Source organism: Rickettsia massiliae MTU5 (assembly GCF_000016625.1).
GTDB classification, from domain to species: domain Bacteria; phylum Pseudomonadota; class Alphaproteobacteria; order Rickettsiales; family Rickettsiaceae; genus Rickettsia; species Rickettsia rickettsii.
The window spans coordinates 1071420-1092819 of record NC_009900.1; the positions used below are offsets into that span (position 1 = coordinate 1071420).

The following is a 21400-nucleotide window of genomic DNA, read 5'->3' on the forward strand; positions in this document are numbered from 1 at the left end:
GGTTGTTTTATATAGATTAAAAAAAATATTATATCCAAAATGTAATTTAAGGTTCAAGGTGATAAAATTAAAGGCGATATTATCCTTTAAAAATATTGTACGCTTAATGCTTACTATTTGCGTCGGTATATTGTGTTATGCTTATCTACTAGAACATAATTGGCGATATGTCACCTTAAGTGATGAACAAGTAAAAAAATACAGGATTAGCAAGCAAAAAGCTATTGCCCTTTATCAGTTAATGAAAGACACTCATGAGCTACTTGGTAAGAATAATATTAATTATTGGATAGACGGCGGCACTCTGCTTGGAGCCGTTAGACATCAAGGCATAATTCCTTTTGACGATGATTTAGATATCGGCATTATGCATGAAGACGAAATACGTTTGCAACAAATATTACCGCAATTTGAACAATTAGGATATCGTGTTAAACATAATAAAATTTATGTAATTTGCGGGGAAAGATGCTTAGATATTTTCGTATTTCATAAAGAAAATGATAAATTTGTTCATTTTAATCAAAGTATGCGTAATAAATATCCAAATGATTTTTTTTATGATTATGAGCTATATCCTTTAAAAAAATATAAATTTGGTAGTATAGAAGTATATGGTCCATCTGAATATAAAGAGAATTTGAATAGACAATATCTAGAATGGGATAAATATGCAATAATATACAGCCCTCATAGCGTACATTTACCTTTTTTATCGAATATTGAGAAAAAAACTAAATTTATATTAACGCCGGAATTGTTAAAACCGGCTCAGCCACTCGGCCCGCTAGAAGATAAAGTGAATATAGTCAATTCAGCTACATTTAGTGGTATGTGCAAGGATACAGCTTATAATTAAATGTCGAATTGGTAATGACTCTTTCGATATAAGCAACGAAATAGTCATATGATTTACATTTGCCTAGATTACCTTTTTTGCAAAAATTCATATCAAACAAGTTGAGATAAGAAAGTAATAGCCGGTACTATCCATAAACCCGGTTTATCAAAGCAAGAGCCCGAAATAGCTTGTTTATTTTGAATTACTTGAAAACTAAACTCAGGTTTAAGTAATTCATGAAAATATTTTAAGCTTGAAGAAACGGTTGAGTCACTTACTTTTGCTTCCACTAAAATCCACGGTTGGTTATCTTTTGTTATTACTAAATCGACTTCACGTTTTTGTTTATCACGAAGATAGTATAAACCAAAAATCACCAAGCCCTGTTTCATTCTAAAAATATACGGCTTTTAAAAGGTGAGAAGCTATAAGATTTTCAAATCTCGCTCCTATATCTTTTATTTGCGACCAATCCCAAAGGTAAATTTTGGGCTCTTTTATCAAACTTTTTACAACATTTTTAGACCAAGGTTTGATAGCAAAACAATAATAATGCTTTTCTAGCAAAGAGAGCCATCTTCTTATTGTTTGGTCTGAAACTCTAACTTTGTTAGCAAGGTTTGTATAGCTTATTAATGAGCCTGCTTGCTCATTTATAATGCTAGCAAGTAATTCTAACGCATAAATATTGTTGATATCTTCAGTATTTCTTACATCTTCTCTAAATAATTGCTCGAATCTTTGATTACTCCATATTCTATGAAATTGAGCAGTTGCTTTTAAATAACTTTCCGCAAATCCTCCAAAATTTATTAAAGCTTCAAATTCATCTATAGTGATATTTTGTGGGCTTTTTATATAATCAATGTCATTATCAAAATTTTTAGCTATTTCAAGATACCGATAACGGATGCACGGTTAAACTTATATAACGTCCCATTAGGCTATCGCTGCCTTTTTTATATATATTTAATTTGGCACTACCTGTTATAATAAATTCAATATTTTCTCCGAATTTATCATAAAATCCTTTTACAAGATTTTTCCAATCTTTATATTTATGAATTTCATCTAATATTAAGCACGGTTTCTTATCGGATATAGTAGAACGTAGATTTTTAAAAAGTTCGGTGTGTTTGTGTAAGATTTTATTTCTATCTTCTAGATAATCCCAATTTAGGTAAATTGAATTAGGATTAGGCTTAATTACTTGTTTTAATATTGTAGTTTTTCCTACTTGCCTTGCTCCGCTTATAAATACAAGCTTACCGTAATTTGTTAGATATTCTTCAACTTGCTTTTTATATAACCTATCCATTATAATATTTCTATAAGTTTATAAAAAAATAATAGGCTAATATCGAAATAGTCTTACTTGTCGTATTGAAATTAAGCATTGCCTAGAAAAAGTTGTTTTATAGTTTAGCCTTCCGATGTCATTCCCACGAAAGCGGGAATGCTTTGTTGCGTGGACCCGTTTCCTAATTGTCATCCCGTGACTTGATCGCGGGATCCAGTTTAAAACATTAAAATTTTAGTATTTTAAGTTGTTTTTATATCGTGGTCAAGCCACGGCATAACACCGAACGGGTTTTGCAGTCCACACAACACGACCTGCGCAGGCATGACATAAAACGCGCCATGCAACAACACCTGCAGTAACTCGCAATGACTATATCAACCTTTTCTAGGCAATGCCAAAATAATTAGTGCAAATTATGCCGGTACTTTAGTATTATTTAACATTAAACTTTGCTTCATTCTATGCATTATTTATTACCAACTATTATAACTACGCTACTTATTTTATTAGCGCTAATAATTTGGTTTTATGTAAAAACTAAAACCTTAAGGACACAGCTACAATTTTTATCAGAGCAGAATCTAGAAATTAGCAATAACAACCAATTATTAAATCAAGAAAAGATAGGATATTTACAGAAAATTGAGCAATTGAAGTGTAAAATAGAATATCAAGAACAGACTATTAAGGATTCAGAAAAAATAAGAGAAGAGTCATTTTCATCGGCTAAAGCTGCGTTATTTGATTTAGGTCAAGATTTGTCTAAGCAATTAATAGCGATACACAAAATGGAAAACACGGCGGCAAGAGAGCTAGCCGAGAAAAATATCGCTACTGCTTCAGGAAAATTTAATAGTGAGTTTGAGCGGTTAATTACGATGGTGGGAGCATTAAATAAAGATATAGAGCAATCAAAAGGTACGGTTGATTTGATAAAACAGTCTCTGCTTTCTCCGATCGGGGCAGGGCTACTTGCTGAGATTACCCTTGAGAATATCTTAAAATCTTCGGGCTTACGTCCTAATTTAGATTTCATTATGCAATACGGTCTAACTATATCAGATAGCGGCAAGCTAAGACCTGATGCGCTCATTTTTCTTCCTTCCGGTAATTTAATGGTTATTGATTCTAAAGCTTCAAAGTTTCTTGTAGACGAGCAAGATAATAACATGAGTCTTAATAAAACTATGAATTACCATTTAAAATCTTTGGCGAATAAAGACTATGCCGCAAATATTTTAACTAATCTAAACAAAAAGGATCAGAGCTTTAACAATGTTATTACTTTAATGTTTTTGCCAACTGAACAAGCGGTTGAGAAAGTTATTGCAGCCGACCCTGATTTTTTACAAAAAGCTTGGGGCTGTAATATCTTTCCGGTAGGACCTAGCGGACTTATGAATATGCTATCATTTGCAAAATTTCAAATTACCGATCATCGCCGCTCGGAAAATTATAAGGTAATCATTGAAGAAGTGAGAAAGCTATTAAGCTCCATCGGTACTTTGGCAGATTATTCTCAAAAGATCGGTAATAACCTGCATAATATGGTTACTAATTACGATAAATTTGCTGCCTCGTTTAATCGTAATTTTATGTCAAGAGTAAAGAATATTCAAAAACTCGGTATTGATTCAGGGAATAAAGCCATGCCGGCTACCTTAGAGCGTTATCAAATCGTTTCCTCTAAATCTGAGATTATTGAAGTGGAAGCAGAAAATCCACCACAAATAGCAGAAAAATTATAAATAAATTTTTCTCGTAATAGGTAATTTAAATGTTAAAAAAACTTTCCATAATTTGTATAGCCATATTGTTACTATGTTGTGTAAGCATATAAAATTAAAGCTCCCAAAAAAGAAAACAAACATGCTATAAGAGTGAGCTTTATTAATATGTGGCCGGGCTTTACAATAGACGAACTACCGATGATAAAAGAAATCATTGAAGAAAACGGACGAACAATTGTTATAGATCATAACAATTATGACCTTATTATTGATAGTGTTTTTGGTCAAAGAACTATTAGTAATAAAGATATTTTTTACCGGTGAATCCGTTAGACCAAAGCTAGAAAATTATGATATATCTATAGGTTTTGATTATATAGAGCATCCAAATTATATAAGAATACCTTTATATTATATGTATTGTACTAATGACGTCAGTACTGAATATAAACGCTCAAAATATAATCCGAACAAAACGTATTTTGCTTGTTTCTTAGTCTCTAACGGTATAGAAGATCCTGAAAACGACGGCTGCATAGCAAGAAATCGATTTTTTCATAAATTGTCGCTGTATAAAAAAAGTAGTAAGCAGCGGTAAATATTTAAATACTGAATCTACAATTATACCAAAAGACAAAACTCGTGCATGGTTATCTAAATGTAAATTTGTTATTGCTTTTGAAAATAAAACATATGAGGGATATGTTACTGAAAAACCTTTTCAAGCTTATTTAGCAGGAGCAGTACCTATTATATATTATGCAGATAAAAATTATATAAAAGATGTAAACCCTAATGCAGTAATATTTGCTAAAGATTATTCAGAAGAAGATTTATATAATTATATTATTTCTGTTGATAAAGATGATGAAAAATATTATAAGATATATAATAATAAGATTGTACCGACTTCAGAAAATAATTACATCGCAGTAAAAGAAAAATTAAGAAAAAAATTACCTTTATTAAATAACCTATAATGCGACAAATTAAAAACTATTTTTATAATATCAATTATAATTATTTGTTTATCATTGCTTTTTATATTTTTAAAAACTTATCAAATAGGTTCTGCTCCACTTGAAGAAAAAGATATTAAAATTTTTATAGTAAACCTAGATCGCAGCACTGATAGATATAACAATATTAGTAAACAATTCGACAATAATAATTTATTCTATGAAAGGTTTAGTGCAGTAGACGGTTATAATTTATCTATAACAGATGCAGGGGGAAAAAGATTTACCGGCTTAGATGTAAAAATAACCCTGCTCTTTTATCCCTTGATAACGGTTATACTGTACTTTGTCCTTCGGAAAATATAAATTATTATTCCGATAGCAAAATATTTAACGGCAGGTGAACTCGGTTGTTATTGTAGCCATAGAGAAATTTGGCTTAAAATGGTTAAAGACAATATACTTTATGCCCTAATAATAGAAGATGATGCTATATGCTATACTAAATGACGATTTCCGTAATAAATTTTTAACAATGCTTAAGCATTTACCTACCGACTGGGATTTAATTTATTTGTCACATTCTAAAAACAAAATATTTTATAATATTTACAATAATCCGTATTTAAAGAAGATAGGTCATGGTGGTTACTTTAATACAACTACAGATTATTATACACTTAAAAGCTGCTCAAAAACTTCTTGAATATAGCAAAAACTTTACTTTAGAGATTGATAATGTAATGTACCAAGCTTTTATGCATAGCGAAGTGCAGTCCTATGTGTCACCTCGCCTTTTTTAATACATGCAACACTTAATTCTGAAGATTCAATTATATTTGAAATGGGAAGAGCACATTAAATAACGTAAATTTTACAACCTTAATCTAGGTTTTGTGGACATTTCTAAAAAGATTTAATTTTGGCTATTTTTTGCTGCAAAATAGCAAATCAATTAGAGCAGTCAGTGTCCACAAAACCTAAGCATGGTACTTCTCTTCTGTAGGATCAATATATCAATAACTGTATAATCGTTTGTGCCTGAGGCAACCTTATTAAGCCAAGTAATGGTAGTAGTGGTTTTCTCGGCAATATTCTTTGCACTACTAATTGCCTTGCCGACATTTAAATCCGATATAGCAGTTGTTAAAACATCTATTAAAGTTGCAAGACTTAAGAAGTTTAAATCTTTAATAGACTAAAGGTACTATCGCTACGGTCAATCTTGCCGCATCATTATAGTAAAACTTTTGAAAAAACACATCATTAGTTAATTTTGCGCTGGTGATATTTTCTATAACTTTATTGCCGCAATATGTTGATACTAATAAAGAAGCAAGACGCATGAATTTAACAGAAGTTGATGCATAAAACATTGGATCTTCATAAAATTCTAATGCTGGATTACGAAAATAAAAACAGATATAATCCAAAATCAGTGTGGCTATTGCCGAACATATAGCAGTACTCTTCCATCCATGATAGGTACTAATAATGTCTGATTCAATATTGTTAAAATCTATATCTTGATTGGTCAGTTTATTATATATTGCCTGAAGTTTTATTTGCGTATTCTTATCTTGTTTGGAATGTTTATATAGTAACTGAAAATATGGTTTAATAATTCAGTTGTAAATTGCTTATTCTCAATTAAAGCCGGTACAATTTTATCATGCAAAAATTTAATTAATTTATTTTGCATAAAATTTGTAGCATCGCAAGGCTAGTGGTCGGTAAAACACATAATTCATACCAAGGATCCTTTTCGTCAATTACATATGAACGTAAAGCAATTACACCCACTATAAGAGAAACATAAGTAATTGCTATTTTACCTGAATGATTACTAACTAAAGCTGATTTTTCGGTTAACCAAGAAGCAATTTTATGATCTTCATTATACTTATCAGTAGCTTTTTCTATTCTAGTAAGACTTTGCTCTAATGAATTAAGATAATTTACAAAATTTAAATGAGCTTTTTTTACTATATTAAACTCGTTTTCATAAGAGGAAGGCACATTTAAAGTGTTTGTAAGTAATATTGCTTTAGCTATATAACGATATAAAAAATACTCTCTCGTCAGAGGATATGCCATAGCATCGATTTCTTTGGCTGCTTTAATCAAGTGTTCAGATTGATCTAAATTATTTTTTAAAAACACTTGGACTTTAGTAACTAGGGTACTAAACTCTAATGAATTTATATCCCCTATATCATCTAGCATAGCATCAATGATATTCTTGTTTTCTACTCCTATTAACTTCTGTAGCTTTATACATAAAAAATGATCTCGATTATTTAGCTCTTCAAAACAATTGCTCCATTGAGAATGATCAATATTATTATCTTGATACTTTCCGGTAGCAGCTACTTTACTTAACATTGTTTCTAAATATTGAGTATAAATCAAACTTTGATCTAGTGTCGGTAGATCTTTAAAATTTTTATCACAGAACCATATTTTCCATACCTCACCTAAATTAAAACTAGCAAGTGCTGTAGTTTCCATAAACTTACGCCTAAATTTGATATATCATTATAATATTTTATTATTACTTCTAGTTTATTACTCATAATTTCAATTAAATAAATATTAAAAATATAAACATTTCTTAATATTTAATCTTTTATAATCTTTAATTATTTTATTATGAGATAACATTAAAGTCACTATACACGAGCAACCCCAGTTTATAATAAGAGAGAAGAGTATTGGGTTATAAAAGTTTTTAACCAAAAAAACAATAGTTGTGGACATAACATATCCTTTTTCATCTTCTATTTGCAACAGGATCTGATTAATGATATAAAAAATGTATTGGATCATATATTACAGCTGAATTATTAAAGAATAATTATAAAGTAATATACTGTGTTAGAGATGTTGAATCGACCAGGAAAAATTCCCTACTGCAGAAGTGATATACTGTGATTTTAATATAGACCTAACACCACAAAGCTGGATAAATAGATTAAATAACATAGATACTAGTTATTAATAATGTATCAGGTGTGTTAACGTCTAGTCATGCTAATAATATTGACAATGTTCATGTCAATGGTCCAAAGGCTCTATTTAAGGCTTGCACCCTTACTAACGTACAAAGCATTATTCATATTTCAGCTCTTGGAATAGATGATGAAAAAAACACTGCTTATGCTTTAACTAAAAAAGCAGCTGAAGAATATTTACAAAAATTAGAAAATATAGACTGGGTAATTTTACAACCGTCTCTTGTTTACGCAAGCGGTTGTTATGGTGGTACCTCGCTATTTAGGGCTCTTGCAACATTACCGTATTTTATTCCTTTAATAGGTGATGGTTTACAACAATTTCAACCTATTCATATTGATGATTTAACGAAAGTAATTATTCACCGTATAGAAAGGGAAGGAAAAATCCACACATTATTAAAAATAGTTGGACCAGACATAGTGACCATGAAGAATATCTTGCTTGGCTTTAGAAGATGGCTTGGCGTCAATCCTGGAAGACTAATAAAAATTCTTTTAATATTCATTAAAATAGCAGCTAAATTAGGGGATTTTCTAAAAATAGGACCCATTAATTCTACTGCGTATAATATGTTACTTCAACCTAATATTGCTGATAAAAAAGATTTTATCGATTTTACTTCTATAATCCCTAGAAACTTGCAACAAGGTTTTGCAACCGAACCTTTAACCGTACAATCCATATGGCACGCTAGGCTTTATTTTTTAAAACCTATAATAAAAATTGTCTTAGGACTATTTATATGGAAGCTGCTTTACAGATATTATTCTTGGAATTCTACTAATTATCAAAAATAAAATAAATAGGATATGTAGTTTACAAATTTTATTAATACTAGCTTATACTCTACTATTAACATATCTTAAGCCAATATTGTAGCTAGATCCGCTTGGTCCGATATTTAAAAATATTCCAATAATATTACTTACTTTAGTATTCATGGCGATAGAACAAGATAAATAATGGATTATCTTTTTATAAAAACTATTCATATTATTAGCTCTACTATTTTATTTGGTACTGGCATTGGTACTGCTTTTTTTATGTGGTGGGCAAATAAAACCGGTGATTTGAATGCAACGGCATATACAGCTCGCACTACAGTTATAGCTGATACTCCAACTGTGATAATTCAACCGGTTAGCGGCATAATATTAGTAAATATGCTTGGCTATAATTATTCTGATTTATGGCTTACCTTAACTTATATCGGATACATAATCACCAGTAGTGGTTGGCTTCTGGTGGTATGGATTCAAATTCAACTACGAAATATGGCACTTGAAGCATTAAAACAGTGAATTCCCCTACCGGAAAATATTATAAATTATTTAAATTATGGTGCTACCTAGAACTGGCCGGTATTTATCAGTTTGAGTATTATTTTTTTCTTAATGGTATTTAAACCGCTATAATACTAGTTTAGGATAAATTTTATACTAAATTAGTATTGTCCCGTGGTCAAGCCGGCATTGTTGTGTGGATACCAACCCATCATTGCGAGCAGTCGTAGGTCTTGTTGCAGGCTCGTTTATGTCATTCCCGCCTACGCGGGAATGACATAGAGAAGAAATAATATTTACGCCGGTATATCTTCAATAATCGGTTGTTTTTTGTTTGATTTTGTAGAAATGAGAGAGGTCATTATCGGTTCGACTAAGCCGTTAACTACCTCTTGTGTAATAATAACACGCTGTTTTTTTAGCTCGGCAACTTTATACATACTATCAAGCAAAAGATGCTCAAGTATTGAACGCAGTCCTCTTGCTCCCGTCTTTTTAGCTAGAGCTTTTTCGGCAATAGCTTCTAAGGCTGAATCGTCAATTACAAGCTCAGCATCATCAAGCTCAAATTGTTTCTGATATTGCTTTACTATGGCGTTCTTAGGCTTAGTTAAAATTGTAATTAAAGCTTCGTTGTCTAACTCATCTAAAGTAGTAACGATGGGTAATCTACCAATAAATTCAGGAATTAAACCGAATTTAGTTAAATCCTCAATCTCTAGGGATTTAAGAATCTCACTATTATTTTTCTCTTTATCTATATTTACGTTAGCTGCAAAGCCTATAGAACTATGATTAGTTCTTGAGGTTATAATGCTATCAATCCCCATAAAAGCACCACCGCAAATAAACAAGATATTTGAAGTATCTAACTGTACGAAATCTTGTTGTGGGTGTTTCCTACCGCCTTGAGGAGGCACGGAAGCAACTGTTCCTTCCATAATTTTAAGTAATGCCTGCTGTACTCCTTCACCCGATACATCCCGTGTAATAGAAGGATTCTCTGATTTACGGGCAATTTTATCAACCTCGTCAATATAAATTATACCTTTTTGTGCTTTTGCTATATTAAACTCAGCTGCTATCAATAAACGTAGTAATATATTCTCAACATCTTCACCGACATACCCGGCTTCCGTTAAAGAAGTAGCATCCGCCATAGTAAAAGGTACGTCTAAAATTTTAGCAAGCGTTTGAGCAAGTAAAGTTTTTCCTGAACCGGTAGGACCGATCAGTAAGATATTCGACTTATTAAGCTCAACGTCATTATTGCCAGATTGTACATATTCAAGCCTCTTATAATGGTTATAAACCGCGACTGCTAAAATCTTTTTCGCTTGATCTTGCCCAACTACATAATCATTTAGAATTCCACATATTTTTTGCGGCGTTGGAATTGAAGAAGTAATTTGCTTTAAAGCCACTTTACTTTCTTCTTTCATAATATCTGTACATAAATCTATACATTCATCACAAATAAATACTGCAGGACCTGCTATCAGTTTTTTGACTTCATGTTGTTTTTTACTACAAAACGAACAAATCAATTCTTTTTTATCAGTTTCTACTACCATTAACTTTCTTTTTTATGTTCATTTTAACAATTCTTACTATAATACTCTTGCGTACATATAATAATCTTTATGCTCATTTGCAACTATTTCGTATTTTTTAAGAATTCCTTCCCTAGCAAAACCGCATCTCTCAAGAAGATTAATCGAACGAAAATTATCAGTAATTACTGTTGCTTGTACTCTTATAATACCAATATAATCAGCAAATTTTAAAATATTCTTTATAGATTTTAACATCATACCTTGACCCCAAAAATTAGGATCTAGATCATAACTTATTTCTGCTCTATGATGCTCTAGATTTATTATATTAAAACCGGCAGTACCTATTAATTTATTATCGTCTTTAATGGCAATTCCCCAATAAAAACTTCTATGATTTTTATATAAACTAGACCAATAACGTATTTCCTCTCCGGCTTCTTCTACGTCTTTAGGCCTATTGCTATCAGTTATATAAATAGCCATTTCCGGCTTACTCATATAATTAAAATAATCTTGTGTATCCTCCGCGGCTAACTCTCGTAAAACTATATCGTTTAAATCAAGCACAGGAAAAGGGGCATATAAATGTCCTCTATTTATCATATATACTAACTATTTTTCTGTATAATATAAATATTGCATATTCATATTATACAGAAGATTTTTAAATAATGAGTATACAAGGTGAAAAACAGTTTCCACCTTGTATACAAATTTACTGCATATTATTTTATTATTAATTTTACTTATGAGTATATATCTCTATAATTATACATACTTAATCGGATCTTGTACATTATTCTTTTTAAAAGCATCAAGTCGTGCAATGCATGATAGACATTGACCACAAGATAAACCGGCTTCTGTTGGATCATAACATGATATTGTTTTACTATAATCTACTCCAAGCTCAAGCCCTTTTTTAATTATTTGCTCTTTGGTCATATTTATTAAAGGAGCATGGATAGTAATTTTTTCTCCATTTACTCCTACCCTAGTTGCTAAATTTGCCATTGCTTCAAAAGATTTTATATATTCAGGACGACAATCAGGATAGTTAGTATAATCATTAGTGTGTACCCCAATAAAAATATCTCTAGCTCCTATAACCTCAGCAACTCCTAGTGCGTAGCTTAAAAATATTGTATTACGTGCTGGTACATAAGTAACCGGTATGTCACTTGGTAATTGATCTGTGTGTTTAAATTTTGGTACATCTATATTATCATCAGTCAATGCAGAACCGATAAATGACTGCAAATCAATATTAATAACCCTATGTTGTTTTACATTATAATCTTTAATTAATCCTTGGATTTTTTGGACTTCCGGACTATTGCGTCTATGATAATTAAAACTTAGAGCATAAATTTCATAATCCATTTTGCTAACTATCTCAAGAACCGTAGTAGAATCAGGTCCACCGCTTAACAAAATAACTGCTTTTTTTTTCATTGTTTTACCGCTAAAGTTAATTTTTGAGATACTAAAGCATTTAAACTAATTTTTGCTCTAAGTGCTTCAAGTACTAAAGCTCGATGCACACGTTTATCTACTCTAACATTAAACTGTCCACTATACTCTTTCCTAGACGGAGCTAAGGGAATAGATTGATTATGACTTATATAACTTTCTTTCATTAAAGTCCAAGCTTGTTGTAATTCTTGCAGTGCTTTTTCAGGCGAATTGCCAAAAGCTGATACATTCGGTAGCTCTTCAAATCTTGCTAGCCAATCTCCATCCGTATCTTTAAAAAGTTCTATAAGTAAACCCGTAAAATGTATCATTTGTTTTCATCTTCATTTCCTTTTGCAAAGTTTAAAAATTGTCGAACTTGATATTCTTCTGCCATATTTCCAAAAGTGTGAATAGATAACCTATTTCCTTTGGGCTAGTACCAAATCTTATGGCTACCTTTTTGCCTATCTTTAACCCAACCGCACTTAGTCATTAAAGTATGAATCAGCGAAACTTAATCCTTGAGGATTTTGTTTAGCTTTATTTATATATACTGATTCATGTTATAACTATATATAGTTATAATATATTAAGTCAAATAATATATGTTAATGGAATAAATATTCTTGACTAACTCCCTCTGATAATCTAAATTTACGTTGTTAATTTATGGCGGGTGTAGCTCAGTTGGTTAGAGCATCAGGTTGTGGTTCTGAGGGTCGCGGGTTCGAATCCCGTCACTCGCCCCATATTTTGGAATTGTTGTGTGGTTACCAAATCATCATTGCAAAGAAAATTACAAAGTAATTGACGAAGCAAGCCAGTAAAAAAATGCTAAAATTAGTACTTTTTTATTATTTTTCTGGATTACCACGTCGCTTCGCTCCTCGCAATGACATTTTTTTCTTATGGATATCAAACTTTTATATAGACTAGCTAAATATCTAAGGTTCTATAAAAAAGATTTGATCATTGTGATGATCTCTTTACTTAGCGTATCAGCTTCATTATTACTAATCGGTAGTGTTTTTAGAAATTTAGTTGATAAAGGCTTGAGCAAAGACCATATTTTATCGGTTGATAAATCTATATTATATATTTGTTTATTAATTATCATCTTAAGTATTGCTAGTTTTTTTCGTTCATATTTTATCAATAATGTCGCTGAAAAGGCAGTTACTCAAATAAGAAAAGAAGCTTATAGTAATTTAATTAATTATGAAATTGAAGAGTTTGAAGAACTCAAAATCGGCGATATAATTTCACGCCTAACAAATGATATAGATCAAATATCTACTCTCATCGTTAATTTCTTATCTTTTTTTATTCGCAATTCGGTGATGCTAATTGGCGGCATTACATTAATGTTTTTTGAAAGCTTTAAACTCGCTTCTATAGTAATTATTACCATTCCTATCTTATTAATTCCTTTAATTAAATTCGGCAAGCATGTTAAGGTTTTATCTAAAAAAGCTCTAGAATCTAAGTCACTTTTAGCATCGGATATTGATGAAACTTTTAATAATATTAGAGCTATTTATGCTTTTAACCATCAAATAAACAAAATTGCCGATTTTGACACTAAATTACAAAACTATTTAATATACTGCAAAACCCGTTTAAAAATTCGTGCTTTATTCTTTGCGATTTCAATAGCCGTTATATTTCTTGCGATTACTTTAGTCGTTTGGATCGGAGCTTCAGATATAGTGAAAGGTCATTTATCTGCGGGACAAATTATCTCGTTTATTTATTATGCGATTATCGCCGGAGTTAGCTGTGGCGGTATTTTTGAGCTACTAAGCGAAATGCATTTACCTGTTACAGCCCTTGAGAGAATAATTACAATTATAGATAAGACACCTATAGCACATAATAATTATTTAGAATTAAATAATTCCGATCCAATCTCGATAGAATTCAAAAATGTTGATTTTACCTATCATTCAAGACCTAATTTAAGGATTATTAATAATATGTCTTTGAAGATAAATGCCAATAAGTTTCTTGGTATTGTAGGTAGATCAGGTGCAGGCAAAAGTACTGTGATACAGTTACTACTGCGTTTTTACCGGCAAGAAAACGGCACTATCCTTATTAACAATCAAGATATAACTCTTTTAAATCCTGCTGAAATTCGTAAATTAATTGCCTATGTTCCTCAAGAGGCTAGCATTTTTTCCGGCACTATAAAATCAAATATTATATTCGGTAATAATGAAGCAAACGACGACGAAATAAATGAGATAATAAAAATTACAGGAATAGAAGAATTTGCTGCTAAACTTCACGACGGTATAAATGCTAAAATCGGTGAAAGAGGGGTTAGATTATCAGGAGGACAGAAACAAAGAATAGCTATTGCTAGAGCATTACTACGCATGCCGCAAATTTTGCTTCTTGACGAGGCAATGAGTGCTTTAGATACGATGAGCGAACAGAAATTACTAGAGTCTATAAAAAAAATAATGAAAGGGAACATTATTATATCAATTGCCCATCGAATTAGTAGTATAGAATCAGCTGATTATATTTTAGTAATAGATAAAGGAGGAGTAGTCGCTGAAGGATCACATCATGATTTATCTAAAAACTCAGAAATTTATCGAAATATTTGCAGAGAGCAGTTAACAATATAAAGGGGTATGTCATTCCTGCGAAAGCAGGAATCCAGTCAACCTTAATGTCATACCACGACTTGATCGTGGTATCTTAGGGCATAATCTGTGACACAAGATCCCGTGGTCAAACCACGGTATTGATACTGAACGCTTTTTACTGGATTCCCGCTTTCGCAGGAATGACAATAAAGTATATAATTGATATATTTGTTACAATAAAAGTTCCTTATTATATACTTTAGTATAAAAAAATTTAAGTTTAATATAATTTAGCTTGAAAGCTGCAGTGGCTTTGTTATAATCGTAATTACAAAACAAAAAAGGTGTACAAAATGAAAAATTTATTAAAGATTTTATTAATTCTAGCTTTCGCAAGCCCAGTATTTGCTTCATCAATGCAAATGCCTGACCCAGCTTCAGTTACAACAACCCAAATACAAGCTATGAGTACTGACGATCAACAAGCTTGGGTTGCTAGTTTAACCGCAGGTCAATATAATATGTTAAGTCCTGATGTCCAAAAGTGGGTAATGGAGAATACTACCGATACTCAAAAACAAGCTTTAGGAATTAATCAGTAATATTTTAATTAATTTTTAAAATTGATAGGGTACTGTTAACAAAATAATTTTAATTGATAATTAAAAAGAATTTTTAGCGAAAATTAATAAGATTTTTGAAGGAATAGTTAATCCTATTTTAAAAAAGCCTTATAATTTGCAGTAAAAATAAATTTAATTAGCTTTAAAATTTATTTTGTTAATAGTCTTAAATGTTAGGAATCATTATTCTTAATATATATCACTAAAAGTTTCTGCTTGCACTTCCTTTCAGTCTTCCTGTTATCGTGTCATGTATTATATACTCCTGATAAATAAAAATTGCTAGACGAGCATAAATATTCATTTATTCTTGCTTTAGTAAAACAATACACTAATTATTGTAAGCTATAAGAATATAGAAAGCTAATTTGTTGTGTGGCTTTGCTGCCGCTCCTGCGTCCTTATTTATGTCATTCCCGCAAAAATGTTATTGCGTAGATCGGTTTTTTCGTCACTGCGAGAAAATTTACAATAGTAAATTGACGAAGCAATCTTGGGAAGAATTCCTGAGATTGCCATACTCACTAGCGTTCGCTCGCAATGACGACTTGGTATCTATGCAACAATGCCTCGCAGGGATGACATCGCGCAGGCTTTCGGATTCAATAATACTTTTTGCTAAAATAACCTCAAACTAACAATTACTTATGAAATTAATTATTACCGTAATCATCATGGAAATACTCGCTGGAGCGGAAATAGATTTATTCGTTCCAAGTTTTCCTGAAATACAAGATACATTCAACCTTTCAACTTTTATGACAGAGTTACTACTTAGTGTTAATCTCACTGCTTATTGTATTACTTCGCTTATAGTCGGTAATTTAGGAGATAGGTACGGACGCAGACCGATTATTATACTCGGTTTACTGATTTTTAATCTTGGTAGTTTATTTTGTGTATTTGCAAATAATTATGCAGTTATATTATTTGGAAGATTTTTGCAAGGATGCGGGATATCATCGGTTGCAGTGCTAGTATATGTTGTTCTTGCCGATATTTATTCGGTACAAGAACAGCAAAGATTAATGGGTATTTTAAACGGCACTATTGCCATTGCTATGGCAATAGCACCGGTTATAAGTAGCTACGTCAATTTATTTTGGGGCTGGCGTGGCAATTTTGTTTTGTTGCTTATAGTAGGTTTGATCAGCCTAATTCTTGGTATATTATTTATTCCAAAAAGAGCAGTTAATAAAAAAATACGTATTTCTTTAAAAGAATATATACCTATCTTCAAATCGCCAAAAGCTATATATTATATACTTACAATGATATTTCTTGCACAAGGATATTGGATATTTATTGGGATTGCTCCTATTTTATATATGCAAGATTTAGGTGTAACTTTAGAATATTTCGGACTTTATCAAGGAGCAATGGCGGCTCTATTCTCAATTATGAGCTTTTCAAGCGGTTATTGCTTTAAAAAATTCGGTATTAAAAATTGCTTCTATTTTGGAGTTATATTTATAATACTATTCCTACTAGGAAATAGCATATTAGTTGTATATAATATTAATAATCCTTTAACCATAACAATAGTTACTTTATTATTATCTCTTGGCGTGATATATCCGATTAACATATTATGGCCATTGCTTTTAGAAGCTATTCCGGACGGTAAAGCTCGTATGACGGCTATTTTCACTGCGGCTAGATTGATTTTAACGGCATTTGGGCTGCAATTAGTAGGATTTTTATATAACGGTACTTTTACTCCTCTTGGCATTACTATATCCAGTGTTACGCTATTTGGGTTAGTAACATTACCTAAATTATTTAAGTACGATAAAGTCTTTGAGGTTTCTAGTAACGTGTAGATGTCTTTATGTCATCAATTGTGTCGTCATTGCGAGGAAAAACTGTAAGTGTTGACGAAGCAATCTCAGGAATTTGTTATTATTTCATAAGATTGCCACACAGCCTACGGCTGCTCGCAATGACACAAAAGCTGATTCAGGCAGGAATAACCTAGAAACGGATGTAAGCAAAAATAAACAAATGATCAATAACAATTTTATCTTCAAGATAGCTTTCAGATATTTTAGAGCTAAGAAAAACGAAAAGTTTGTTTCTATTATTTCTGCCTTTTCTTTAGTGGGCGTAATGATCGGCGTTGCAGCATTGATAGTAGTCATGTCCGTTATGAACGGTTTTCATATAGAGCTTACTAAAAATATTATCGGCTTAAATGGAGATATAGTGATAAATCGGCAAGGTGGTAGTATTGATAACTATGAAGAGATTAAAGCCAAACTCCTAAAACAAGATTATGTAAAGCATGTAACATTCATTGCTCACGGTCAAGCTTTGGCTCTTGGTAAAAGTAATAATAGCGGTGTGCTTGTTAAAGGTATGAAATTAAAGGATCTAAGTGTAAGAAATGAAATTTTTAAAAATGTCAATTTTGGTAGTTTTGATAATTTTCACGGCAAAAACGTAATAGCACTTGGAGAACAATTAGCAAGCAATTTAGGCATAACCGTTGGGGATAAGATTAGATTAATTTCACCGAATGCAGTTTCTACCGCCTTTGGCAGTATGCCAAGATCAAAAGAATTTAAAGTTATAGCAATTTTCAATAGCGGTATGTATGATTATGATTTGACAACGATATTAATGCCGCTTACCGCAGCACAAAATTTCTTATCTCTCGGCGACGATATTAATTTAATCGAAATTAATAGTCTAGATCCCGATAAAGCTCTCGCATATTCATATAAAATACAATCACTATTAGGTCCAACCCTATATGTATTTAATTGGCAAACCTTAAATTCACAATTTTTAAGTGCTCTTGCTGTTGAGCGTACGGCTATGTTTACTATTCTATCTTTAATTATTACGGTTGCCGCATTTAATATTATTTCAAGCTTATTTATGCTTGTTAAAGATAAAACTTCAGATATTGCAATTCTTAGAACTATGGGAGCAAGCACTAAGCAAATAATGCTTATTTTTATCTATAACGGAATGTTTATAGGATTACTTGGCACAACACTAGGTGTAATCCTTGGTGTTACCTTTTCTTATAATATTCAAACTATCAAGAATTATTTGGAGCGTATAACCGGTACTAAAATTTTCGAGGCAGCTATTTATTTTCTTTATAGTTTACCTTCAAAAGTAAGAGCTGAGGATATTATTTTAATTACCTCTTTATCTATAATATTGTGTTTTCTTGCGACAATTTATCCTTCTTATAGAGCCTCAAAATTAAATCCCGTGGATGCCCTAAGATATGAATAATACAGTCCTCATTTTAAAAAATATCTCAAAACATTACAGCCAAGGCAAAACTATTGTTAGAGTACTAGATAATCTTAATCTAACGGTTAATGAAGGTGAATTAATCGCTATAATAGGTTCTTCAGGTAGCGGCAAATCAACTTTACTACATATTGCCGGCTTGCTTGATAAACCTACAAACGGTCAAGTCATCATACCAAATAGCAAGTATCAAAAATATCATCTCATTCGTCTTCATTATTTAGGTTTTATCTATCAACAACATCACTTACTTAAAGATTTCACCACTCTTGAAAATGTTATTATGCCAAGGCTTATTAGTGGTCTTGATCAAAAAGAAGCAATAGAAGATGCAACAAAGATATTAGATGATTTAGGGCTTGGGAAAAAACTCTATAATATGCCCGGAGAATTATCGGGAGGAGAACAACAACGGGTCGCTATAGCTCGGAGCTTAATTAATAAGCCGAAAATTATTTTAGCAGATGAACCGACAGGTAATTTAGATCCCAAAACTACAAATGAAGTATTTAATTTATTTTTAAAAGTAGCAAGAGAACAAAATACCGCAGTTATTATGGTAACACATAACCATGAGTTAGCACATAAAATGGATAAATTATATAAGCTAAAGCACGGATTATTAAATATAGCTTGATTTAAAGCTCAAAAATTCTAATAATTATATGTAGGTGCTGTGAAGATTTCTAAAAAGATTTAATTTTGGCTCTTTTTTGCTGCAAATTTTTTTGAAATATGAATCACTATTCCTTCAAAAACCTTATTAATTTGCGCTAAAAAATATCTTAAAATAGTAAATTAATTAGAAATTTTCACAGCACCTAATATTCTTTTAATAAAGGTTAGTAATGGCTGAGCCTATTATATTTACTCTTTTACTTGGAGATGAAGATCGGATATTAGAGACAATAAACAAGCAGGAAGCTCAAAATAAACTGCCTATTATTAGGCTAGAAGTTAATAAAGCATCACATATACCCGATAAAGAACGTATTTTTTCGGAGATCTTACAAGAATCCCGCAAAAAGGGCAAAACACCGATTTTTAATATTCAACTTAATAACAATAATATACAACCTATTTTTAAGGTACAAGATTTAATTAATTTACAAAATTTAAATATAAAAACTACTATTACTTTTGATCAATATAATTCATTACCCCAAAATTCTGAACTAGAAGCTTATTGGAAGCAAATTATGAAAAAAGTTGATCATGTTTTTTTTACAAATGAAGCAGATCAAAATTTATCTATAGCCGATGGTATAGTACCAAAAGATAAAGCCACTACAATTACGGATATAAGTTTAGTAACATCTGTTTTTAACAATCTTGTATATGATCGTAAAATTGATCAATTACTTTCCGGTACAATACCTGATAAAGAAAAGCTAGATAAAATAATAAAAAACGCTAAAAATCAAGGCGGTAGAGTGATTATAGAAACTTGGCCTCTTTCTGCAAACGAAGCAACAAATCTGATCACTGCTAAATTCGGTATTACCGCTGAAGATCAAATTTACGGATTAAAACTCGAAATTAATGAAATCTTAAAAGATTCAAATAATGCTGCTGAAAACTTAAAAAAATATGTATCACAAATATCTAGGCAATTTCAAAAAGATTTAGGTAAAACTGCGGTAAATCCTATCGACTTTAATTTTAATACAAAGAAAGTTATGAATGATAGACCTAAGGATATACAAGTAGAGCAAACAACATCATATGAACCTCCAAAAGCAAACCAACCACAACCGCAAGGTTTTTTTAAAAGAATTTTTCACTATTTTAAAGATATAATAACTAGTTTTAAAGAAGCAATATTCGGCACAAAAGAAGAACCTCAAACTCACGAATCAACAACTCTAACTACGGAAGCAAAGCCGACAATAACAGAAGAACCACTAACCACTGTTGCATCTTCTATAAATCCACCGCAACAGCAAGCTCCCGCTAATAATCAAAAACCATGGGAAAAATTAGGAATTCCACAGGAAATGTATAAGGAATCTCTAAAAGCAGAACAACAATTAGCCAAACCAGTAATAGAACCAAAACAGCAGATACCTGAAAAAAAATCATCACCAGTTATAAATACTGAAGATCAAGTTGGTGTTTATAATACAGGAAATATAAAACAACCTACTTATTTATACACTGAAGATGATATAAAAAATATATTGGAAACAAATATAGATAAGAATATGTTCTCTATATTTCATCATGCCTCTTTAGAAGAGCCGGAAATACTAAAAGATACTCTTCGTGTTACAGTAGAGGGTTTAATACTAGATAATAAGCCTGCAATTATACCACTAAATACAGGACATAAACATTGGTTACTCTTAATGGCTAGTAAAGATGATAAAGGTAATATAAACTTTATGTATAATGATCCCTATGGTGAGCCATTGGAATCTCGACCAAAAGTAACAGAATGTATTACCGAAATTTATCCTGATGCAAAAATAACAGACCTAAATACCAAGCAACAAGACAATGTATATGATTGCGGAGTTTTCGTATGCGATAGTGCGATAAAACTCTCTAAAGGGCAAAAAATTCTAACTACTGAAGAATCTAAAGAACAAGGTATAAATTTAAGGAAAGCTCAAGCTAATACATTATTAATACAGCAACAAGCAATAGCGATTGGACACGAATCACGCAAGACATCATCTACAAATAACAAATTTCAAAATCTTATTAACAGCCGAAAAACAAAAGATACTGAAAGGAGTCATTGATAACAA

At 31.3% G+C, this 21400-nt stretch carries 22 protein-coding genes, 1 tRNA gene and 3 pseudogenes; 16 read left to right on the plus strand and 10 right to left on the minus strand.

Annotated elements, in window-relative coordinates:
• The first annotated feature begins 58 nt into the window (after window positions 1-58).
• On the plus strand, window positions 59-859 hold the full coding sequence (locus tag RMA_RS05865; protein WP_041404830.1) for a LicD family protein: 801 nt from the start codon (window positions 59-61) through the stop codon (window positions 857-859).
• 92 nt (window positions 860-951) lie between these two features.
• On the opposite strand, the gene RMA_RS11265 is transcribed toward RMA_RS05865, so the two are convergent.
• Genes RMA_RS11265 through RMA_RS11270 form a run of 3 tightly spaced genes read right to left on the minus strand, consistent with a single transcriptional unit; the run spans window position 952 to window position 2159 of the window.
• Window positions 952-1233 carry a DUF4143 domain-containing protein gene (locus RMA_RS11265; protein WP_238375430.1) on the minus strand — a complete coding sequence of 94 codons (282 nt, stop codon included), beginning with the start codon at window positions 1231-1233 and terminating at the stop codon, window positions 952-954.
• Between the two features lies 1 nt (window position 1234).
• Window positions 1235-1753 (minus strand): DUF4143 domain-containing protein, encoded by a 519-nt coding sequence (locus RMA_RS12320; RefSeq protein WP_410526299.1) that lies wholly within the window; start codon window positions 1751-1753, stop codon window positions 1235-1237.
• Entirely contained in the window at window positions 1734-2159 is a 426-nt protein-coding gene (locus RMA_RS11270) for an ATP-binding protein (protein ID WP_238375431.1), read from the minus strand. The genes RMA_RS12320 and RMA_RS11270 overlap by 20 nt, the downstream gene beginning before the upstream one ends.
• Before the next feature lie 446 nt (window positions 2160-2605).
• On the opposite strand from RMA_RS11270, the gene RMA_RS05880 reads away from it, so the two are divergent.
• From RMA_RS05880 to RMA_RS11290, 5 genes and pseudogenes are all read left to right on the plus strand, one after another.
• Window positions 2606-3892, plus strand: coding sequence for a DNA recombination protein RmuC (locus RMA_RS05880; RefSeq protein ID WP_041404831.1), 1287 nt, complete (start codon window positions 2606-2608; stop codon window positions 3890-3892).
• Between the two features lie 238 nt (window positions 3893-4130).
• Window positions 4131-4472: a hypothetical protein gene (locus RMA_RS11275; protein WP_238375432.1), complete on the plus strand. Its 342-nt coding sequence runs from the start codon at window positions 4131-4133 to the stop codon at window positions 4470-4472.
• Window positions 4473-4545: 73 nt separating this feature from the next.
• On the plus strand, window positions 4546-4854 hold the full coding sequence (locus RMA_RS11280) for a glycosyltransferase family 10 domain-containing protein (protein ID WP_238375591.1): 309 nt from the start codon (window positions 4546-4548) through the stop codon (window positions 4852-4854).
• A gap of 54 nt (window positions 4855-4908) precedes the next feature.
• A pseudogene (locus RMA_RS11285) lies at window positions 4909-5343 on the plus strand (glycosyltransferase family 25 protein).
• A 527-nt stretch (window positions 5344-5870) separates the two neighbouring features.
• Entirely contained in the window at window positions 5871-6035 is a 165-nt protein-coding gene (locus RMA_RS11290; RefSeq protein WP_238375433.1) for a hypothetical protein, read from the plus strand.
• Here the strand turns inward: RMA_RS11290 and RMA_RS11295 are convergent.
• Window positions 6024-6266, minus strand: a complete 243-nt coding sequence (locus tag RMA_RS11295; protein ID WP_238375434.1) for a hypothetical protein — start codon at window positions 6264-6266, stop codon at window positions 6024-6026. The genes RMA_RS11290 and RMA_RS11295 overlap by 12 nt on opposite strands.
• Before the next feature lie 253 nt (window positions 6267-6519).
• Complete coding sequence (locus RMA_RS11300) at window positions 6520-7344, minus strand: hypothetical protein (protein ID WP_238375435.1); 825 nt, start codon at window positions 7342-7344, stop codon at window positions 6520-6522.
• A gap of 503 nt (window positions 7345-7847) precedes the next feature.
• Between RMA_RS11300 and RMA_RS11305 the strand changes: the two genes are divergently transcribed.
• The 3 genes from RMA_RS11305 to RMA_RS05920 all read left to right on the plus strand — a co-directional run bounded on the left by RMA_RS11305 (window position 7848) and on the right by RMA_RS05920 (window position 9152).
• Window positions 7848-8648, plus strand: a complete 801-nt coding sequence (locus tag RMA_RS11305; RefSeq protein ID WP_238375436.1) for an oxidoreductase — start codon at window positions 7848-7850, stop codon at window positions 8646-8648.
• Window position 8649: 1 nt separating this feature from the next.
• Window positions 8650-8730, plus strand: coding sequence for a hypothetical protein (locus RMA_RS11310; RefSeq protein ID WP_231288601.1), 81 nt, complete (start codon window positions 8650-8652; stop codon window positions 8728-8730).
• 83 nt (window positions 8731-8813) lie between these two features.
• Window positions 8814-9152 (plus strand): DUF2269 family protein, encoded by a 339-nt coding sequence (locus RMA_RS05920; protein WP_041404832.1) that lies wholly within the window; start codon window positions 8814-8816, stop codon window positions 9150-9152.
• Window positions 9153-9430: 278 nt separating this feature from the next.
• Here RMA_RS05920 and clpX read toward each other — a convergent pair whose 3' ends face one another.
• From clpX to RMA_RS12105, 5 genes and pseudogenes are all read right to left on the minus strand, one after another.
• Complete coding sequence (gene clpX, locus RMA_RS05925; RefSeq protein ID WP_012153084.1) at window positions 9431-10708, minus strand: ATP-dependent Clp protease ATP-binding subunit ClpX; 1278 nt, start codon at window positions 10706-10708, stop codon at window positions 9431-9433.
• A gap of 36 nt (window positions 10709-10744) precedes the next feature.
• On the minus strand, window positions 10745-11296 hold the full coding sequence (locus RMA_RS05930) for a GNAT family N-acetyltransferase (protein ID WP_012153085.1): 552 nt from the start codon (window positions 11294-11296) through the stop codon (window positions 10745-10747).
• Window positions 11297-11461: 165 nt separating this feature from the next.
• Window positions 11462-12148 carry a 7-cyano-7-deazaguanine synthase QueC gene (gene queC / locus RMA_RS05935; RefSeq protein ID WP_041404833.1) on the minus strand — a complete coding sequence of 229 codons (687 nt, stop codon included), beginning with the start codon at window positions 12146-12148 and terminating at the stop codon, window positions 11462-11464.
• Window positions 12145-12490 (minus strand): annotated as a pseudogene (locus RMA_RS05940) (toxin-antitoxin system HicB family antitoxin). The gene queC and the pseudogene RMA_RS05940 overlap by 4 nt, the downstream one beginning before the upstream one ends.
• Window positions 12477-12644: pseudogene (locus tag RMA_RS12105) on the minus strand (type II toxin-antitoxin system HicA family toxin). Before RMA_RS12105 ends, RMA_RS05940 begins: the two co-directional pseudogenes overlap by 14 nt.
• 179 nt (window positions 12645-12823) lie before the next feature.
• On the opposite strand from RMA_RS12105, the gene RMA_RS05945 reads away from it, so the two are divergent.
• From RMA_RS05945 to RMA_RS05975, 7 genes are all read left to right on the plus strand, one after another.
• Window positions 12824-12900 (plus strand) — tRNA-His (locus tag RMA_RS05945).
• Between the two features lie 159 nt (window positions 12901-13059).
• Window positions 13060-14790 carry an ABC transporter ATP-binding protein gene (locus RMA_RS05950; RefSeq protein ID WP_012153088.1) on the plus strand — a complete coding sequence of 577 codons (1731 nt, stop codon included), beginning with the start codon at window positions 13060-13062 and terminating at the stop codon, window positions 14788-14790.
• Between the two features lie 314 nt (window positions 14791-15104).
• Window positions 15105-15353, plus strand: a complete 249-nt coding sequence (locus tag RMA_RS05955; protein ID WP_014365492.1) for a DUF2673 domain-containing protein — start codon at window positions 15105-15107, stop codon at window positions 15351-15353.
• Window positions 15354-16021: 668 nt separating this feature from the next.
• Window positions 16022-17197, plus strand: coding sequence for a multidrug effflux MFS transporter (locus RMA_RS05960; RefSeq protein WP_012153090.1), 1176 nt, complete (start codon window positions 16022-16024; stop codon window positions 17195-17197).
• Window positions 17198-17378: 181 nt separating this feature from the next.
• Window positions 17379-18626, plus strand: coding sequence for a lipoprotein-releasing ABC transporter permease subunit (locus RMA_RS05965; RefSeq protein WP_041405039.1), 1248 nt, complete (start codon window positions 17379-17381; stop codon window positions 18624-18626).
• Complete coding sequence (locus RMA_RS05970; RefSeq protein ID WP_012153092.1) at window positions 18619-19284, plus strand: ABC transporter ATP-binding protein; 666 nt, start codon at window positions 18619-18621, stop codon at window positions 19282-19284. The genes RMA_RS05965 and RMA_RS05970 overlap by 8 nt, the downstream gene beginning before the upstream one ends.
• A 211-nt stretch (window positions 19285-19495) precedes the next feature.
• Window positions 19496-21394: a Ulp1 family isopeptidase gene (locus tag RMA_RS05975; protein WP_012153093.1), complete on the plus strand. Its 1899-nt coding sequence runs from the start codon at window positions 19496-19498 to the stop codon at window positions 21392-21394.
• Window positions 21395-21400: the final 6 nt, after the last annotated feature.

Coding starts and splice junctions, on each gene's coding strand:
- RMA_RS05920 (WP_041404832.1), top strand. CDS start 8,814: ATGGATTATCTTTTTATAAAAACTATTCATATTATTAGCTCTACTATT.
- RMA_RS05965 (WP_041405039.1), top strand. CDS start 17,379: ATGATCAATAACAATTTTATCTTCAAGATAGCTTTCAGATATTTTAGA.
- RMA_RS05975 (WP_012153093.1), top strand. CDS start 19,496: ATGGCTGAGCCTATTATATTTACTCTTTTACTTGGAGATGAAGATCGG.
- RMA_RS11275 (WP_238375432.1), top strand. CDS start 4,131: ATGACCTTATTATTGATAGTGTTTTTGGTCAAAGAACTATTAGTAATA.
- RMA_RS05970 (WP_012153092.1), top strand. CDS start 18,619: ATGAATAATACAGTCCTCATTTTAAAAAATATCTCAAAACATTACAGC.
- RMA_RS05880 (WP_041404831.1), top strand. CDS start 2,606: ATGCATTATTTATTACCAACTATTATAACTACGCTACTTATTTTATTA.
- RMA_RS11270 (WP_238375431.1), bottom strand. CDS start 2,159: ATGGATAGGTTATATAAAAAGCAAGTTGAAGAATATCTAACAAATTAC.
- RMA_RS05955 (WP_014365492.1), top strand. CDS start 15,105: ATGAAAAATTTATTAAAGATTTTATTAATTCTAGCTTTCGCAAGCCCA.
- RMA_RS05950 (WP_012153088.1), top strand. CDS start 13,060: ATGGATATCAAACTTTTATATAGACTAGCTAAATATCTAAGGTTCTAT.
- queC (WP_041404833.1), bottom strand. CDS start 12,148: ATGAAAAAAAAAGCAGTTATTTTGTTAAGCGGTGGACCTGATTCTACT.
- RMA_RS05930 (WP_012153085.1), bottom strand. CDS start 11,296: ATGATAAATAGAGGACATTTATATGCCCCTTTTCCTGTGCTTGATTTA.
- RMA_RS11265 (WP_238375430.1), bottom strand. CDS start 1,233: ATGAAACAGGGCTTGGTGATTTTTGGTTTATACTATCTTCGTGATAAA.
- clpX (WP_012153084.1), bottom strand. CDS start 10,708: ATGGTAGTAGAAACTGATAAAAAAGAATTGATTTGTTCGTTTTGTAGT.
- RMA_RS11300 (WP_238375435.1), bottom strand. CDS start 7,344: ATGGAAACTACAGCACTTGCTAGTTTTAATTTAGGTGAGGTATGGAAA.
- RMA_RS05960 (WP_012153090.1), top strand. CDS start 16,022: ATGAAATTAATTATTACCGTAATCATCATGGAAATACTCGCTGGAGCG.